The following is a 17,393-nucleotide window of genomic DNA, read 5'->3' as shown; positions in this document are numbered from 1 at the left end:
ATGGCGACACCGGAGTTCCGCCCCACACACGTCGTCCCATCGGACGGGATGTCCGCCTGGGAGGCGCCCGACATGTCCCGGCCGACCGAGCCGCTCGACCCGCTGCTTCCCGTCCAGCTGGTCGGCCGACGCGGCGACTGGGGACGGATCCTCTGCGCAAACGGCTGGTCGGCCTGGGTCGACGGCCGGCTGCTCGTCTCCGTGCCGCACGGCCCGCCGGAGCCCGGTCAGCCGCTCGCGCGCACCGCGGACCCCCGGCCGCTGATGGCGCGGGTCCAGGAGTCGCTGGCCCGGTACCGGGGCGCCGCGGAGGAGCTGACCGAGGGCCGGATCGACGGGGAGACCTTCCGCCGTCGTACCCAGGGGCTGCGGGTGGGCATGGTGGTCGACGGCGAGGCGGTGTGGCTGTACGACGCCGAACGCGAGCGCTGGGTGTACTGCGACGGGACGCAGCTGAGTACGTACGCGTCCTCGGCCGGTCCGGGCCACCCGGGCGAGGCGCCTGTGCAAGGGACCGGCGAGATGCACGCACCGGAGCCCGAGCCGACGCAGATCGTCGACCCCGCACGGTCGTCGGCCGGTCCGGGCCGCCCGAACGAGGCGCCTGTGCACCCCGGCACCGACGAGATGCATGAGCCGACGCAGATCGTCGACCCCGCGCGGCCGGCCGCATACCGCCAGGCGGATCCCGCCGATGCCGGGCCGACACAGCTTCTGTGGCCCGTCGACGAGCCCCGGTCGGACAGCGCCCATCCGCCCACCCGGACGGGTGACGCATGATGTCCCCCGCCCCTGCGCCGGTCCCCCCGCACTCCCCCGACCCGCGTCAGGCCACGGATCTGCCCGTGGGCCGACCGTCCGACCTGCTCGGCAGGCGTATCGCGGGCTACCGGGTGGAGAGCGAGATCGGCCGCGGCGGCATGGCGGTCGTGTACCGCGCCAGGGATCTGCGGCTGGACCGGACGGTCGCGCTCAAGCTGCTCGCCCCCGAACTCGCCCGCAACGACACCTTCAGGAAGCGGTTCACCCATGAGTCGAGGGTGGCCGCCTCGATCGACCATCCGCATATCGTGCCGGTCTTCGAGGCCGGGGAGACCGAGGGCATCCTCTACATCGCGATGCGTTACGTCGCCGGCCAGGACCTGCGCGCCCTCATCGACCGTCAGGGACCGATGCAGATCGCGGCGGCGGTCCGGATCGCCGCGCAGGTGGCGTCCGCGCTCGACGCCGCACATGACCATGACCTGGTGCACCGGGACGTCAAACCCGGAAACATCCTGGTCGATGCGGGCACGGACAGCGACCACCCGGAGCATGTGTACCTCACGGACTTCGGGCTGACGAAGAAGTCGCTGTCGCTGACCGGGTTCACCTCGGTGGGCCAGTTCGTCGGCACCCTCGACTACGTGGCGCCCGAGCAGATCTCCGGCCGCCCGGTGGACGGCCGGTGCGATGTCTACAGCCTGGCCTGTGTGGTCTTCGAGACGTTGGCCGCGGTACCGCCGTTCCAGCGGGACGACGACATGGCGCTGCTGTGGGCCCATCAGTTCGACCCGCCGCCGCCGCTGACCGGCCGGCGCCCCGATCTGCCGCCAGCCGTCGACGACGTCCTGGCGAAGGCCCTGGCCAAGAGCCCTGACGACCGGTACGACTCCTGTCTGCAGTTCATCGCCGCACTGCGCCCGGCAGCGCGGAGCACGGTGCGGAAGGACCATCCGCCGACGCAGGTGGACCAGCGAATCGGTGCGTGGGCCACCGGGCCCGAGCCACCGCCCGCGCCGCCGCACTGGGCGCTTCCCGTTTTCCCGGGGCTCGTACGCTGAGCGCTGTGGTCGCGCCCGTCTCAGCCGTTCGTCGGCACTTCTCCGCGCCGGTCGACCCTGGAGGCGAGCAAACCGCCGAGAAGACCGGTGACCAGGCCCCAGAGAGCGGCGACAGCGAGTGCGGACCACAGCCGTGGTCGCAGCGTCAGCTCACCGCCGAGGCCGCCGCCGAGGTCTCCGATGCCGAGCAGTGACACGCCGTAGTGCGCGGAGACCCTCGCGACGAGACAGATGGTCAGCACGGTGAGGACGAGCGCCACCGCCATGTGTACGGCATGCTGCCAGGGTCGTACCCGTGGCGGTGAGCGGACCGCCATGAGAAACGCGGCGGCCACGGTCAGCACGGCGGCGGCGACGACCAGCCACCACGCCCGGCCGTCCTGTTCGGCGAGCGTGGAGACATTGACCGTGGAGATGTCCGGCGTACGCAGTACCGAGTCGAGCATCTGCGGCATCGGCAGCCCGAAGGGACCATCCACCTTCCCCTCCCAGGACGCGCCGAGCCCCAGCGTGTAGGCGGGCCAGGCCAGGTTCGGCAGCCCCAGGAGGATCACGGCGAAGGTGTCGGCCGGGTGCCCCCGGACAGCCAGGACGACGAGTGCGACCACCAGTCCCACGACGACGTACCCCAGCAGCAGCGCGACCATCGCGTACGCGGCCGGGCGCACCGACTCCTGGAAGCGCAGGAGGCGGCCCGGGAGCGGAGCACTGCGCGCTACCAGCAGGGCCAGGACGAGGATGCCGGCCAGCCAGATCAGGCCGAGTACCACGGTGAGGGGGACATCGGTCCGGAATCCGACCTTCGGGGAGACCCCCAGCAGGTCCGCGAGGGCCGCCTCCGTCATGTCGCGCACGGGAATGTCGAAGCTCGCTCTGGCCAGGACGGACAGGCCGATGAGGACCAGTGCCCACAGCACCGCCACCCGGGCGGCCCAGCCGGCCAGTTCGCGCGTGCCGGCAACGGCCCGGTGGCGCAGCGGCCGCAGAAATCCCGCGGCGATCACCAGGGCTCCGGCCAGGGTCACCGACAGCGGAAGCACCGAGAACTCCGCGTGGGTCCTGGCGAGGTCCCCCGCGTTGCCCGTGAGCTCGACGGATCCGCCTGCCGCCATCACGACGATGGCCGCGACGACGCGCGGGAAGCCGTTGCCGGGTAGGCCGGCCGCGCCCGCCGCCCAGAGGCCGAGGGCGGCGGTGGCGACCATGACCACCAGCCCGGCGAGCACCGTCACGAGTGCGTGACCCCAGCCGTGCGCGGGTCTCGGCGCACGGTCGCGGTCGCTGGATGCCTGTTGGCTCACGCTGCCACGCTAGGCACGCGCGCGACGGACCGCCCCTTGGGAGGGGCCGACGGCGTCAGCTTGCGAGGCGCGCCGTCCGCGCGCACACAATGAGCACATAAGGGAACAAAGGGGGACGGATCCTTACGTGGGGAAGAAGAGGCCGTGAGCAGCCAACCGCCATCGCCCGACCGCCCGACAGGTCCCCCTTCCGGCCCGCTCTCGGGCCCCACGCAACCGGCGTCCGTGCCGCCGCCGGGTACTCCGTCCGGCTCCGCCGGCGGGCCGCCGAGCAGCGGTGACTCGGGTGGCTCGGGCGGCTCGGGCGGGGCTTCAGGGCCCGGCGGCCCGAGCGGGGGCGGCACCGGCCGCCCGTGGTGGCGGTCCGTGCCCAAGGTGGCGACGATCGCCGCCGTGATCATCGCCGTGGCCGTGATGGCTGTCGTCTTCATCCGCCCGGACGGCGGTTCCACGGCACGCGGCGAAATCTTCCTGCAGCCGGCGAGAGCGGCCGGACAGGACCCGTTCACCGACTCGACGTCGCGCAGCAACGCCCCGGCGACACCGACCACGGCGCCCACCCCGACCAGGACCGGGGCGGGCGTCACGCAGGGTGTGGACGGCTCGGCCCCGGGTCTGTACGGCGGGACCCGTAAGGTCGCCAGTTGCGACGTGGAGAAGCAGATCAAGGCGCTCACGGCCGAACCGGACAAGAACGACGCCTTCGCCGGGGTACTGGGTATCGATCCGTCCGACGTCGGCACCTATCTGCGGGCGCTCACCCCAGTCCAGCTGCGGTTGGACACCCGGGTCACCAACCACGGGTTCCGGGACGGTTCCGCCACCAGCTATCAGGCGGTGCTTCAGGCCGGTACGGCCGTGCTCGTCGACGACCGCGGCGTGCCGCGGGTGCGCTGCGCGTGCGGCAATCCGCTGCTCGAGCCGGTCCCGTTGAAGGGCAGTCCCGAGGTGAAGGGTGAGCCCTGGCCCGGGTACCGCTCCTCGGGCGTCGTGGTGGTGGAGCCCGCACCGCGTGTGGTGAAGAAGTTCGTCATGTACGACCCGAGGAGCGGCGACTGGTTCACCCGCGGTGCGGGTGACACCGGCGGCAGCGACAGGAAGACGAAGCCGCCCGCCGAGCACACGCCGTCGCCCTGCCCGTCGGCCCCCGAGGGGAAGTCCACGGAGCCGTGTCCACCGGCCTCGGACACGTCGGAGTCCCCGCCCTCCGAGTCCGTCTCTCCCCGGTCCCCGTCCCGCGGATCTGCGACCCCCGAGTCCCCGTCCACCGAGTCCCCTTCCACCGAGCCGCCGGCTCCGCAGTCCCCGTCCTCCCCGGAGGAGCCTTCCGGTCCGCCGCCCGTCATCGAGTCGACGGCGTCCCGGTCGGCCCCGGAGCCGCCGCCTTCCGGGCGGCCCGTGTAACCGCAGTACTCCGCGATGGCCTCGGTCTCCGGCAACGAGCCCCCGGCCGGATACTCGTCCATCTGAGCGGCGCCGGTGACTTGTGGCTGTGCCGTGCCGGGCGCCCGGCACGGCCGCACCACGACACCGAGACCTCCGCGCACGCGAACGGCCTGCCGGAACGGAGAACCGTCCCGGCAGGCCGCCTTGGATCACCCGCCACTCACACGGAGTTCAGCGGCTGAGCGCCGTCACTTCCCGTAGTACGCGTTGTAGATCGACACGGACGACTTGTTGCCCTTCTTGTCCGTGACATTGGCCCGGTAGGAGATCGCCTTCCCCTTGGCCGGGTTCTTCACCGAGATCTTGCCCGACTTGACGGTGACCTTCTTCCAGGTCTTTCCGGCGTCGTAACTGACGTACACCGTCAGCGACTTGAGGTTCGTACCGGCGGCAGCACCCAGCACCTTCACCGGAACGGAGGCGGTCCGGCCCGCAGTGACCTTGCTGTCCAGGGTCACCGTGGGCGAGAAGCGCACCGTGGAGGCCGGCAGCTGTGCGACCGAAGAGGTCTTCTTCGACCGGAAGGTCCAGCTGGCGTCGATCCGGGAGGACGCCGACGCCACCTTCGCCGATCGCTTCACGGAGGTCGTGAGCCGGTACTCGGCGTCACCGGAAGAGACCTTGAAGAACCTCTGCCCGTCCAGCGCGTCCGCGTTCTCGGCGACCTTCGTGCCGTTGCGGTACAGCGACGTCTTCACCGAGGTGTAGGCGGACGAGCCGGAGTGGGTCTGGCCGTCGGCGAAGAGCGGCAGCACACCGATGAGGTCGTTCCCCTCGCGGAACAGACCGTACGACTTGTCGATCCTCGGGCCGAACACCGCCGTGTTGAAGGTCTTCCCGTAGCTCTTGCCCGCCGCGAAGGTCTGCGGTGCACCCAGCGTGTAGAACGCGTCGGTCAGCGGGAAGCCGTCGGAGTCGACCCCGCTGTACTGCTCGAAGTCGAAGCTCCACTTCACCTTGTTCGCAGTCGAGAGATAGAGCGTGCGGGTGGCGGGGAGCTTCTGCTCCGACGGGACGGAGACGTTGGAGAACGATCCGGGCACGTAGCCCCACGGGGCGATCCCACCGGTCTTCCCGGCGGCGGAGGCGCCGATCCCGATCTTCACCTTGGCCAGCTGAGCCGTGGTGAACTTCTTGGTGTAGCCGGTCGCGACCTGCTTCACCGGCCCGCCGAACACGACGTTGTAGCCGGTCGATGAGCCCTTGGCCCAGATACCGGACCAGAACTGGGACAGCGAGCCGTCGGTCACCTGTGCGCCCAGATGGGCAGTGCGGAAGCCCTTGAACGAGTCCAGCCACCAGCCGAAGCCGTAGCCGCTCTGCTCTGTCTCGATCTGGACGTCGGCCGAGGCGAACTGCGACTTCGCGGCCGTGTCGGGCACAGTGATGTCCACCGGCTTCGTCTTACGGGCGTCGAGCGTCACGGTGACGTCCTTGGTGACGCTCAGCTTCGGCTGGAAGATCCAGTCGGCGCCCTTGCTGAAGTCCTGCCGGTCCACATAGATGCCGGTGTTGACCGCGTAAGCCCCCTTGGGGACACGGACCTTCACCGTTCCGGTCGGTCCCGTCGGGTCCAGCCACACGTCCGCCACGTCCCCGCCGACACCGACGAGACTCGTGTCGTAGAGCGCGGCGGACTTCCCCTGCCGGTCGAGGTGCTTGAGCGTCACGGTGTACGACTCGGCCTCGCGCTCGACCGCGGCCGCGGTGCGGACGGTCTGGCCACCGCCGCTGCCGACGACATAGGCGGAGTAGCTGCCGTCCGCCGTGCCACCGAGCCTGGTGTCGACGGTCAGCGGTACCTCGGCGGTACCGGCAGCGGGGACGGTGACCTTGTCCGAGCCGAGGGTGAAGAAGCCGGCCGGGGCGGGCTTGCCCTTCGGGCCGGTGGCCGTCACCGCCAGGTCGAGGGTGACGTCCGTCGTACCGAGGTTGCGGTACGTCACCTTCTTGACGACCGGGGTGTCGTCGGTGTGCGGCCACTGCTGGACCCCGAAGCCGACCGAGACCGGATCGGCCACGACGCTCTGGCCGATGGCCCGGTCGACGGCGATCCGGCCCGAGCCCTGCTCGAACGGCGTGTACGCGCCAGGCTTCGTGGACGCCGTCAGAGCGCCCTTCAGCTCGGCGTACTTCCACTCCGGGTGCTCCTGCTTGAGCAGCGCCGCGGCACCCGCCACGTGCGGGGTCGCCATCGACGTACCGGAGATCGTCAGATAACCCGGCGGGTTCTGCCCGACCTCCTGGTCGATGACGGAACCGGGTGCGGCGGCGGCCGTGATGTCCACACCGGGTGCGGTCACGTCGGGCTTGACCGCACCGTCGCCGATACGCGGGCCTCGGCTGGAGAACTCGGCCAGCTTGTCGTTGTCGTCGACCGCTCCCACGGTCAGCGCGGCGTCCGCGCTGCCCGGCGAGCCGACCGTGCCGGCCCCGCCCTCACCCTCGTTGCCCGCCGCGATGGCGAACAGGATGCCCTTCTCCGCGGACAGCTTGTTCACTTCGGCCTCGAGCGGGTCGATCTCGGGGCTGTCGGCGCCGCCCAGGCTCAGGTTGACGATGTCGGCACCCTGCTCGGCCGCCCACTCCATGCCGGCCAGGATCCCGGAGTCCTCACCGTAGCCGCTGTCGTCGAGCACCTTGCCGTTCAGCAGCTTGGCATCCGGCGCTACGCCCTTGAACTTCCCGTCCGACTTGGCGCCCGTGCCGGCCGCGATGGACGCCACATGGGTGCCGTGCCCGAAGCGGTCGACCGCGTCGGCCGAGGCGGAGAAGTTCTTCTCGGCAAGGATCTGGCCCTGGAGGTCGGGGTGGGTGGCGTCCACACCGGTGTCCAGGACAGCGATTTTGACGCCCTTGCCTGTGTAACCGGCCTGCCACGCGGCCGGCGCTCCGATCTGGGGCACGCTCTTGTCCAGGCTCGCCCGGCGCATCCCGTCCAGCCAGACCCGGTCGACACCGGAGGCCGTGGCGCGTTCGGCGCTGCCCGCCCGCTTGCTGGTGAGCGCCTGCCAGATGTCCTTGGCGTCTCTCTTCGGGGTGGTCAGCGCGTCGGCATTCAGCGATTTCAAGGTCCGGCGGACCTTCGTGCCACCCGCTTCGCGGACCTCGGCCTTGGCGGCGGCGGCCTGCCCGCCGCGATACCCGACGATCAGTTTCAGGCCCGCCTTCTGGGCCTTGCGGTTCACCGCGCGGTTCAGCTCGGTGACGTCGAAGAGCCGCTCGTCGAGCTTGCCGTCGACGATCAGCCCCCGGGCGTCGCTCGGAACGAGGAGCGTGTGCCCGTCGCGTATGCGCTTGGCCACGGGTATGTGTTCGCGCCCCTTGGCGGGCTCGAACATCACGACACGGCCCTTGGCATCCACGGAGACGCGGTCACCGGTGATGAGTGTGATGTGGTGCGGGGCCACGAACTGAGTGCCCGTGGCCCTCGCCTGCGTGCTGTCCGCTGTCGCCACGGCCGGGGTGGTCATGCCCGCCGCTAGCGCCACGGCGGCTGCCGCGGCAAGGGTGGATACGCACGCACTCTTCATATGTCTGTGCAAGTCTCCCCCTGGAGATCAAGTGGTTCCTGAGAACCGCCAGTTCCGCGGGGTCACGCACAGGTCTCCGCACCCCCCGGTCGACGCATTATGACCGAGCGGCACCCGAACGCATGAACATTTCCGCGACACGCGTGCGGAGTTGACGGAAATATACCTATGGGCACGGAAAAGCACTCATGACATGGAAACGGTCGGCCGTGGCGCTGTCGCCGTCCCGCCACCGAGGGCGTTCCGTGGCGCATCACCCTGTACGCGGCCGGGGCCATTGTCAGTCCCGCGCCGTAGTCTTTTCGTATGTCTCGCCCCCCTTCGCCTGCCACGCCCGTGCGTTCTCCCGACGCGGTCAACGAGGACATTCGCGCGCTCTGGGAGCGGTCGGGTGCCGTGCTGTCGCCGGAGGGCCGGCGGGAGTACGAGCGGCTGCTGGTGGAGTGGGCGGTCGCGGTCCGGACGGATGCCGTCGAGGCGGCGTGAGCTGCGCGGCTCCGGCTGAATTTCGGTGCCGCCACACTCGGTCCGGCTGGGACCGAACCGAGTGACGAACCGATCGAACCGGCGCGGGCTTCTCCGTCCCCGCAGGAGCAGGCCCTGACCGAGCCGCACACCGAGGAGTGCTGGGCGCGGTGACGTACTGCGGCAGAAACGTTCCAGGCTGCCGTGGTCGCCGAAGCCGTGACGACCGAACAGGGCCGGTCCGCATGGGAGACGGCCGCGAAGACGGCTGTCCTGCATCCCGGGACATCGGCCGAGGGCCGACGCGCGTCCGCCCCGCTCCCGGGCGCTGTTCCGGGGGCGGGGCGGTTCGGTAGCTGCGCCCAGCCATAGGCGCGAATGTGATGAGTCCACGGTACCGGGCAGGTATGACAACCGGCCCGGGCCAGAGGTCATGCCACTTTTCGAGACAGGTGACACCTGATCCTGGTGGTGACACCAACCTGTGAAACGCCGAAGCCATACCGGATTTCTGCGCTGTCCGTTCCCGCAGCCCGCACAGCGGTAACGTCGAGTCCCATGATCGTATGGCTCAACGGCACCCACGGCGCAGGCAAGACGACGACCAGTGCACTCGTGCAGCGGCTGATCCCGGATTCACGGGTCTTCGATGCCGAGAAGGTCGGCGAGACACTCATGGACATCACGCCGGGACTGCCCGGGACGGACAACTTCCAGCACTGGCCGCCGTGGCGGCCGCTCGTGGTCGAGACCGCCCGCCGCGTACTCGACTACACCGGCGGCACTCTGGTGATGCCCATGACTGTCCTGGTCGAGCAGTACTGGCGCGAGATCAGCACGGGCCTCTTGCAACATGCCATTCCGGTACGGCACTTCGTGCTCCACGCCGACCAGGACACTCTCCGCGGGCGCATCGATGGGGACACACTCCTCGGCCCCTCCCCCTTCCGTCTCAAATACCTCGAGCCCTACGCCGAGGCGGCCCGCACGTGGCTGCACGACGAGGCCGAGGTCGTCGACACCACGCACCTCACGCCCGCCCAGGCCGCCGTGCAGATCGCAGAGGCCCTCAGGTGAATCGTGGGGGCTACGGTGAAGGGCGGGGCTGCGCCGAGCGGACGGAATCGCCGCCCGGTCCCGGTCAGCCGCTGTTCCGCGGACGGCAGCCGCGGGGATGCTGTGAGCAGCAGCCTGATGCACCCTGGATGCATGAGTGCCCCCATAGTCGTCCACGGCTTCTCCCTCACCGGTGGCAGGGCGGTCACGATCAATGACGAGATCGTCGGTCTCGTCTACGACGACTGGGGCCTCATCGAACTTCTCCGGTGGGCCGGTCTCCGCGACGCCGAGCATTACCTCGAGAACGCGGAATGGATCGAATGGCGCGGCGGCTGGCCGCATCGATACCGGTGGGGATGTTCCTAAGGGCTGTCCCGTAATCCCTGGCGGATCAGCGCGCGGCGTCGGATGCGGTGCATCGCAAGGCGGAGGGGCGTCCCCATACCGGTCGTATTCGGGCGTTCCGACAACGCAGCGAGGTGCCGCAGCTGTCGTCGTGCGCCCGCCAGGGATTACGGGACAGCCCTTAGGGGCGTGCCCGCCGCAGATGCCGGAGCAGCGGCCATCTTCGTGGGATCGGGCCGGCACGACGGCCCCCGGTTGCTCGACCACCCGCGCCGGATCGAATGGTGCGGCAGTCGCGCGCACCGCTACGAACCAACATGTGCCCGGGCATGCCCCGACCCTCCCGCAGGGAGGTCGGGAGGGGCGGCGGGCCCCGCCGAGCGGGCGCAGCTACGGACGGGACCCGAAACGGGGCCCTGGCCTGGAGGCTTCGGGGATCCCGCGCGATCAACGATGCACCCGAACCAGCCATAGGGGTAGAGGCGTGACTGAAAAACGTCGGGGCGTTCTTCTCTTCGCCTCAAGGGAACGCACCACGTCTTCCGCTGAGCGACGGCCTGCTCGATGGTGAGCCTGGCCTTGTCCTGGTCGCAGGGGTGGCTGACGTAGCCGGCCAGGGTCTGCGCGCCTGCGGCGGAGTGTGCCGACGGTTCTGCTGTGCGGGGGACGGGTGCGACGCCGACGGCCAAGCCGTGCCGGACGACCGGCGGCGGCGGTGGACGCTCGCTCGGTCTGTATCCAAGACGAAGGCCCCGGGCCATGAGGTCCAGGGCTCAATCGCACATCGGTCGCCGCAGCCTGCCTGCTGTCCGTGTTCTGATCAGTCGGCGATGTCTATGTCGATTTGGCCGATCTTGGCTTGCCGGTTGTTGACGGTGGTGACGATGAGGCTCTTGCCGTTCACGTCCTTGGTCTTCTGGACGAGTTCACGGAGGTCGTCGAGGGTGATCTCTTTTCCGGACTTGGGTGTCAGGTGAGTCGTCACAGGTGGCATGTCCCCCATCGTCCCGATCGTCAAGCGCCCTGTCACGAGGGCCTCCTGGCCTTGATCAGGCCGACGGGTGAAGTGTTGGCCTCGGTACCGGCCCGGTACCCGTTGAACGCCACGTCCTCGGGGCCTGCGGCGAGCCGGCGCCGGCTGATGAGATCGCCGGTGCCGGGGTGCACGCTGACGACGCCGCGCTCCAGGGCCTCGGCCTGCCGGGCCGTCGCCGCCTGTGAGGGCCGGCCCCCGCGACCGTGCCGGTGACGGCCGGCACACCGGCCGCCAGTGCGGTGACCGGAGCGCGCAGCCGGCCGGTGCGGCGGCTGCGGGAGGATCGCAGACAGGGATGAGTCACGGTTGCGCGCCTTCCGTCCGGGGCCGGTGACGCAGATGCGATCACCGCCGGACGCCAAAAGGTTGCCGTGTCTGCTCCGGATCGTGTGACGGGAGGTTCGGACCGGTCCTCCGCCCGGAGTTGCGGACGGGATTCACTCGTCTGCCGTTCCTCGGTGGCGGGGCGGACCAGGAGCCCGGAGGCTGATCGCATACGTGACGAATCGCATGGGTGGCGGAGCCTGATGGGGGTGACACCGTGTCGGACGCAGGTGCACCGGTCCCCGCGTCCATGAACGACGACGGTCTGGACGCGGCGCTCCTCAACAGACTGTTCAACCAGTCCGTGGTGGGCCTTCATGTACTGGATCCGCAGCTGCGGGTGGTACGGATCAGTTCTCTGGCCGGTGCCGACCTCGCCGAGCAGGCGATCGGGCGTCACTTCACCGATGCGTACCATCTCGACCGGCCGGACTCCTTCGAGAAGCTACTGCAACGCGTGCTGGACACGGGTGTTCCGGTGCACGATCGGCTGGTCCACGGCCGGATCAAGAACGCGCCGGGTCCGAGCCGCAGCTACACGGTCACCGTCTTCCGGCTCAACGGCGAACAGGAGCAGATCCTCGGACTGCTCGCCGCCGTCGTCGATGTCACCGAACGCGAAAAGGCCCGCACTCGTGCGATGTACCGGGCCAGGTTGCTCAAGGGCGTGGGGCGGTCCCTCGATGTGGCGACCACGTGCCAGGCGCTCGTCGAAGCCGCTGTGCCGGGATTCGCCGACTTCGCCGTGGTCGAGGTGCTGGACGACGTGCTGCGCGGTGCGGATCCTCCGATGGGCCCGCTGAGGCCGGACGTCCCGCTGCGTCGGGCCGCCCTTCGCGGTGTCAGCCGGGCCACCCTTCGCGGTATCGAGGGTGTCGGCGAGCAGAGCGGGCTCATCGGTGACACGCGCCGGCTGCCCGCCCATACCCCTTTCGCCCTGGCGGTGTCGGACCTGCAGCCCCGTGTTCTCGCGCTCGACGCAGACACCCCGTGGCTCGTCTCGGATCCGCAGACCGCCCGGGTGATCCGGGCACTCGAGGCCCATTCGCTGATGGTGGTCCCGCTGAAGCTGCACGGCGCGGTCCTCGGGCTGGTGAGCCTGTACCGGTGCCCGGGATCGGATCCGTACGACGAGAACGACATCACGCTGGCCCAGTCGGCGGCCGTGCACGTCGCGCTGAGCATCGACAACGCGCGCCGGTACGAGCGCGACCATGTGATCGCGTCGACGGTCCAGCGCAGGCTGCTTCCGGCGGGCGGCGGCGCCGGGGTCGCCGTCGACACCGCGCATGTCCTGCTGCCCGGGCGCAACAGCGGATGCTGGTTCGACACCATCAACCTGTCCGGCGCCCGCACCGCCCTGGTTGTCGGCAACGTCGCAGGTCACGGACTCCAAACGGCCATCATCATGGGGCAGTTGCGTACGGTCATCCAGTCTCTGGCCGGTCTCGACCTCGAGCCGGACGAGGTCCTGGCCCGGCTGAACGACGCGGCGGACCGCCTCGCCGGCGAGCGTGCCGCACTTCCGCCGCGCGACTCGCTGCACCGGGAGTCACTCAAGGCGTCCTGCGTCTACGGGGTCTACGACCCGTTCACCCGCACCTGTACGGTCGCCCGTGCGGGGCATCCCGCGCCGATCGTCATCGCACCCGACGGCAGCGCGCCCGCCGTCGACGTACCCGAGGGGCCCGCGCTCTTCGCCGCCGACAGCGCCCCGTTCGCCACCGCCACCCTCGAACTCGACGAGGGCAGCATCCTGGCATTCGCCACCGGCGCTCTGCTGCCGGACGACGCGTCCGCCACCCGGATACGGAACGCACTCGCGCGCCCCCACCGCACTCTGCAGGAGCTGTGCGACGGCGTCGTCTACACGCTGCCGGCCGACAGCGTCCCCGACGGTGCGGCCATCCTCCTCGCGCGTACCGGCAGTGTGCCGCCCGATCGCGTCGCCACGTGGGAACTGGCCCACGACCGGACGACCCCCGCCATCGCTCGTACGCTCGTGCGCGACCGGCTCGACGGCTGGGAGCTCGACGACGATACGGTCCAGGCGACCGAACTGATCGTGAGCGAGCTGGTGACCAACGCCGTCCGGTACGGCACCCCACCCCTGCAGCTGCGGCTCATCCTGGACCGGTTCCTGACCTGCGAGGTCCACGACAGCAGCCCGGTGGCACCGCATCTGCGCCATGCCCGGACCGTCGACGAGGGCGGGCGCGGGCTGTTCATCGTCTCCCAGCTCGCCGCCCACTGGGGCACCCGGTACGGGCGGCACGGCAAGGCGCTCTGGACCGAGCAGGACGTCCCCGGCCTCGACTGACGGAGCCGCTCGACGCGCAGCGCCGCGCACCGGACCGCCGACGAGTCCGCCGCCGGCCGCCCATGACGAGTGCGGCGCCCCGCGGCCGGGTCGGCCGCGGGGCGCCGCGAGCGAGAGGCGGGGTCCGCTCCCAGGTCAGGGAACGGCCGTCACGGGGTCAGCGACGACCGCCACGATCGTGGTCGCGCCCGTGGTCGCGCCCGTGGTCACGATCGTGGTCACGCCCGTTGTCGCGCCCGTGGTCGCGCCCGTGGTCACGATCGTGGTCACGTCCATGGTCACGCCCGTTGTCACGCCCGTGGTCACGCCCGTGGTCGCGACGGTTGTCACGGTCGCGGTCGCGGTCGCGGTCGAGGCCGAGGCCGAGGCCGTAGCCAAGGCCGTAGCCGAGGCCGTAACCGGCGTGGTGGCGGCCCCAGGACTTGGAGTCGACCTGGTAGCCGCGGCTGTCACGCAGGGTCGCGGTGTCACTGTTGTCCCAGACGTACCGACGGCGGTCCTGATAGACGTGGTAGCCGTTGTCGCGGCCGATGCCGGTGTGGACCCGTACCGAGGAGCGGCCGGCAAGACGCAGGTCGAACCGGTAGGTGCGGCGGCTCTCGTCACTGAGCGTCCAGCCACGGAGGTTGACCGTCTGACGGCTGGTGTTGGTGACGGTGACCCACTCGTCGTTGAGGCTGCGGTTGGAGCCGTCATCGCGTCCGGGACTGTCGTACTGGATCTGCCCCAGGACGATGGGCGAATACGTGTACCGACCGCGGTCGTGACCGTGGTCGTCGGCGGCAGCCGGGAGTGCTGCGGCCGCCACCAGGGCGCCGGCCGCGAGAACGGAAGCGGTGAACCGCCGTGCGGAACGGGACATGAAGACCTCTCAGATGCTGGCCCGGACCGCGAGGTCCGAGCGTTGTTCGGTCCCGGCGTGATGCCGAGAACGCACACTTTGGCCCGAACACCCGATTCACGACACACGCCCCGATACGTGTTACGAAATGCAGACATTTCTGTCACACGCGACTGCATTCGACACGCATCCGATGTCTGCAAATCCGTCAATCACTGACCACTGCATCCACCCGTTCGGTATCGGCACGCCCGGCTTTGCGCGCACCCATACCCCTCGGTGTGCGCCACGGGGCACCCCGCGCAACAGGCGCCAAATTCTGTAACAGCCACCCCACAGCCCACCTCGAACGATATTTCGATTAGCCGCAGGAATGGGAAAAGGCGTTCCACTTCCGCCATCCACCAGGCAGTTCCCGCTCATTGCGCGCGGAGCACAACGGTGGTTCAGTGGGAGGTGAAGTTATGAATCGAGGTTCAGATCATCGTGGCCTACCGCCCCACCGCCCGCACCGAGGCGACCCGGCTCGCGCATCGCCAGCGGCTGCTGGACGCCGCACGACAGCTGCTGGCCGAAGGTGGATACGCCGCGGCCAGCATCTCCGCGCTCGCCGAGCGCGCCCAGGTCGCCACCGGCAGCGTCTACAACCACTTCGCCTCCAAGCAGGAGTTGCTGGCCGCGGTCTTCCGGCATGTCGCCGGCCATGAGCTCACCGCGGTACGGGAAGCCGTAGGCGCGAAGAGCGGGGCGGCCGAGCAATTGCGCACCCTGGTCGAGGTGTTCGCGTTCCGGGCACTGCGCACGCCTCGTACGGCCTGGGCGCTGCTCGCCGAGCCCGTCGATCCGCTGGTCGAGGCGGAACGACTGACCTACCGGCGCGGCTATCACGCCCTCGCCGAAACCGTCATCACGGCCGGCATCGAAAAGGGTGAGCTGCCCGCACAGAACGCCCGGCTGTCTGCCGCCGCGGTGATCGGAGCGATCAGTGAGGCGCTGCTCGGCCCGCTGTCCCCGTTGAGCGAGCGGACCGACCCGGAGCCGGTCGTGGCAGGTATCGCCACCCTCTGCCTCAGAGCCGTGGGAGCGATCGGCACCTGACCGGCCCCCGCACCCCACCGTCACTCCCCCGTACCGGCCGACCAGGCAGCCGACATCAGACAGGATCCGCGAGATGACCGTCACCGCATCCCCGACCGGCCTCCGGCCGGAGGCCCCCGCACCGCACCCCACCCACGAGGTCACCAACCAGGCGCCGCCCCGGACCGGCCTCGACGAGTACGGCACCAATGTGCCGCTCGCCGAGGCGGTCCGGACGTTCGGTGCGGCGTGGCACGAGCCGGAACTGCACGAGATCGGCAGCCTGGTCGGCTCCACGAAGTTCCAGACCGATGCGGAGCTCGCCCACACGTCCCCGCCCGTGCTGCGCACCCACGACCGGTACGGCAACCGGGTCGACGAGGTCGACTTCCACCCGGCGTACCACGAGATCATCGGCGCGGCCGTGCGTCATGGCGCGCACACGGCGGCGTGGGCGGATCCGAAGCCGGGTGCCGCGGTGGCCCGGGCGGCGTCGTTCATGCTGTTCGCCCAGGTCGAGCCGGGCCACGCCTGCCCGATGTCCATGTCGCACGCCGTGGTCCCGGTCCTGCAGCGCGACCTCGAAGTGGGCCAGGACTGGTTGCCGGGTCTGCTCAGCCGCTCCTACGACCCGCGGCTGATCGCCCCGGGCAGCAAGTCGGGGCTGACGTTCGGCATGGGGATGACGGAGAAGCAGGGCGGCTCCGACGTCCGCGCCAACACCACGCGCGCGGTCCCGGTCGCGTCCGACCCCGACGGCCGATCCCATCTGCTGACCGGTCACAAGTGGTTCTTCTCGGCCCCGCAGTCGGACGCCTTCCTGGTACTGGCCCAGGCGGCTGCCGGGCTCACGTGCTTCCTCGTACCGCGTGTACTGGCCGACGGCACCCGTAACACGGTCCGTATCCAGCGGCTGAAGAACAAGCTCGGCAACAAGTCGAACGCCTCCTCCGAGGTGGAGTTCGACTCCACGTGGGCGGTACGGGTCGGCGAGCCGGGGCGTGGCGTTCCCACCATCATCGAGATGGTCAACCACACGCGCCTGGACTGTGTACTGGGCACCACGGCTGGCATGCGCCAGTCGGTCTCCGAGGCGATCTGGCATGCGGAACACCGCAGCGCCTTCGGTGCCCGACTGGTCGACCAGCCGGCCATGACGGCGGTCCTCGCCGATCTGGCCCTGGAGACGGAGGCCGCGACCTGGACCTCGCTGCGGCTCGCCCAGGCGTACGAGACGGGCAGCGGCGAGTCCGAGGCGATGTTCCGCCGACTGGCCACGGCGGTGGCCAAGTACTGGATCTGCAAGCGCGGCCCGCACCACGCCTACGAGGCGCTGGAGTGCCTGGGCGGCAACGGCTACACCGAGGACTGGCCACTGGCCCGCCGCTACCGCGAACAGCCGGTGATGGCCGTCTGGGAGGGCTCGGGCAACGTCATCGCCCTCGACGTGCTGCGCGGCATCGCCAGGACCCCGCAGTCGCTGGACGCCTTCTGGGCCGAGCTGGAGACCACCGCCGGTGCCAGTGCCGTACTCGACGCGCAGGTGCGCCGGGTGCGTCGCGAGCTGGCCGAGGACCTGCGCGATCCCCTTTCCGCACAGACGCGCGCCCGGGCGACGGTCGAGGCGATGGCACTGGCCCTGCAGTCCTCGCTGATGCTGCGGCATGCTCCGGCGTCCATGGCCGAGGCGTTCGTCGCCGCCCGTCTGGGCGAGGACCGTGGCCACCAGTACGGCATCCTGCCGCGGGGCACGGACGCCGCCGCGATCGTGGAGCGGCACTTCGGCGGACGCTGAGGGATGTCGCGTAATCCCTGGTGGGTCA

13 protein-coding genes and 1 pseudogene are annotated in these 17,393 nt (G+C 70.2%); 9 read left to right on the top strand and 5 right to left on the bottom strand.

Features of this window, described 5'->3' with window-relative positions:
* Entirely contained in the window at positions 1 to 780 is a 780-nt protein-coding gene (locus ACFYP5_RS31765) for a hypothetical protein (RefSeq protein WP_389042296.1), read from the top strand.
* Positions 780 to 1,823, top strand: coding sequence for a serine/threonine-protein kinase (locus ACFYP5_RS31760; protein ID WP_389042324.1), 1,044 nt, complete (start codon positions 780 to 782; stop codon positions 1,821 to 1,823). Before ACFYP5_RS31765 ends, ACFYP5_RS31760 begins: the two co-directional genes overlap by 1 nt.
* A gap of 20 nt (positions 1,824 to 1,843) precedes the next feature.
* On the opposite strand, the gene ACFYP5_RS31755 is transcribed toward ACFYP5_RS31760, so the two are convergent.
* On the bottom strand, positions 1,844 to 3,124 hold the full coding sequence (locus tag ACFYP5_RS31755; RefSeq protein WP_389042294.1) for a streptophobe family protein: 1,281 nt from the start codon (positions 3,122 to 3,124) through the stop codon (positions 1,844 to 1,846).
* Between the two features lie 144 nt (positions 3,125 to 3,268).
* Between ACFYP5_RS31755 and ACFYP5_RS31750 the strand changes: the two genes are divergently transcribed.
* Entirely contained in the window at positions 3,269 to 4,528 is a 1,260-nt protein-coding gene (locus ACFYP5_RS31750; protein ID WP_389042292.1) for a DUF6777 domain-containing protein, read from the top strand.
* 230 nt (positions 4,529 to 4,758) lie between these two features.
* On the opposite strand, the gene ACFYP5_RS31745 is transcribed toward ACFYP5_RS31750, so the two are convergent.
* Positions 4,759 to 8,103 carry a S8 family serine peptidase gene (locus ACFYP5_RS31745; protein ID WP_389042291.1) on the bottom strand — a complete coding sequence of 1,115 codons (3,345 nt, stop codon included), beginning with the start codon at positions 8,101 to 8,103 and terminating at the stop codon, positions 4,759 to 4,761.
* 306 nt (positions 8,104 to 8,409) lie between these two features.
* On the opposite strand from ACFYP5_RS31745, the gene ACFYP5_RS31740 reads away from it, so the two are divergent.
* The 3 genes from ACFYP5_RS31740 to ACFYP5_RS31730 all read left to right on the top strand — a co-directional run bounded on the left by ACFYP5_RS31740 (position 8,410) and on the right by ACFYP5_RS31730 (position 9,993).
* A complete protein-coding gene (locus ACFYP5_RS31740; RefSeq protein WP_389042289.1) occupies positions 8,410 to 8,589 on the top strand; it encodes a hypothetical protein in 180 nt (59 codons plus the stop codon).
* A 537-nt stretch (positions 8,590 to 9,126) separates the two neighbouring features.
* Positions 9,127 to 9,645, top strand: a complete 519-nt coding sequence (locus tag ACFYP5_RS31735; protein WP_389042288.1) for an ATP-binding protein — start codon at positions 9,127 to 9,129, stop codon at positions 9,643 to 9,645.
* 132 nt (positions 9,646 to 9,777) lie between these two features.
* Positions 9,778 to 9,993, top strand: coding sequence for a hypothetical protein (locus tag ACFYP5_RS31730; protein WP_389042287.1), 216 nt, complete (start codon positions 9,778 to 9,780; stop codon positions 9,991 to 9,993).
* Between the two features lie 799 nt (positions 9,994 to 10,792).
* Here the strand turns inward: ACFYP5_RS31730 and ACFYP5_RS31725 are convergent.
* Both ACFYP5_RS31725 and ACFYP5_RS31720 read right to left on the bottom strand, forming a co-directional pair.
* Positions 10,793 to 10,966 (bottom strand): hypothetical protein, encoded by a 174-nt coding sequence (locus ACFYP5_RS31725; RefSeq protein ID WP_389042285.1) that lies wholly within the window; start codon positions 10,964 to 10,966, stop codon positions 10,793 to 10,795.
* Between the two features lie 32 nt (positions 10,967 to 10,998).
* Positions 10,999 to 11,139, bottom strand: coding sequence for a hypothetical protein (locus ACFYP5_RS31720; RefSeq protein WP_389042284.1), 141 nt, complete (start codon positions 11,137 to 11,139; stop codon positions 10,999 to 11,001).
* A 410-nt stretch (positions 11,140 to 11,549) separates the two neighbouring features.
* Between ACFYP5_RS31720 and ACFYP5_RS31715 the strand changes: the two genes are divergently transcribed.
* A complete protein-coding gene (locus ACFYP5_RS31715; protein WP_389042282.1) occupies positions 11,550 to 13,652 on the top strand; it encodes a SpoIIE family protein phosphatase in 2,103 nt (700 codons plus the stop codon).
* A gap of 397 nt (positions 13,653 to 14,049) precedes the next feature.
* On the opposite strand, the pseudogene ACFYP5_RS31710 reads toward ACFYP5_RS31715, so the two are convergent.
* Positions 14,050 to 14,514 (bottom strand): annotated as a pseudogene (locus ACFYP5_RS31710) (lamin tail domain-containing protein); the annotation flags it as partial.
* Between the two features lie 465 nt (positions 14,515 to 14,979).
* On the opposite strand from ACFYP5_RS31710, the gene ACFYP5_RS31705 reads away from it, so the two are divergent.
* Together ACFYP5_RS31705 and ACFYP5_RS31700 are read left to right on the top strand one after the other, a co-directional pair.
* Positions 14,980 to 15,591 carry a TetR/AcrR family transcriptional regulator gene (locus tag ACFYP5_RS31705; RefSeq protein WP_389042280.1) on the top strand — a complete coding sequence of 204 codons (612 nt, stop codon included), beginning with the start codon at positions 14,980 to 14,982 and terminating at the stop codon, positions 15,589 to 15,591.
* Positions 15,592 to 15,664: 73 nt separating this feature from the next.
* Complete coding sequence (locus ACFYP5_RS31700) at positions 15,665 to 17,365, top strand: acyl-CoA dehydrogenase family protein (RefSeq protein WP_389042278.1); 1,701 nt, start codon at positions 15,665 to 15,667, stop codon at positions 17,363 to 17,365.
* The last annotated feature ends 28 nt before the right edge of the window (positions 17,366 to 17,393 follow it).

It is taken from the genome of Streptomyces sp. NPDC005262, from assembly GCF_042872425.1.
GTDB lineage: Bacteria > Actinomycetota > Actinomycetes > Streptomycetales > Streptomycetaceae > Streptomyces.
Note: the sequence above shows the minus strand (reverse complement) of the source record. Positions and strands in the feature narration are given on the sequence as shown.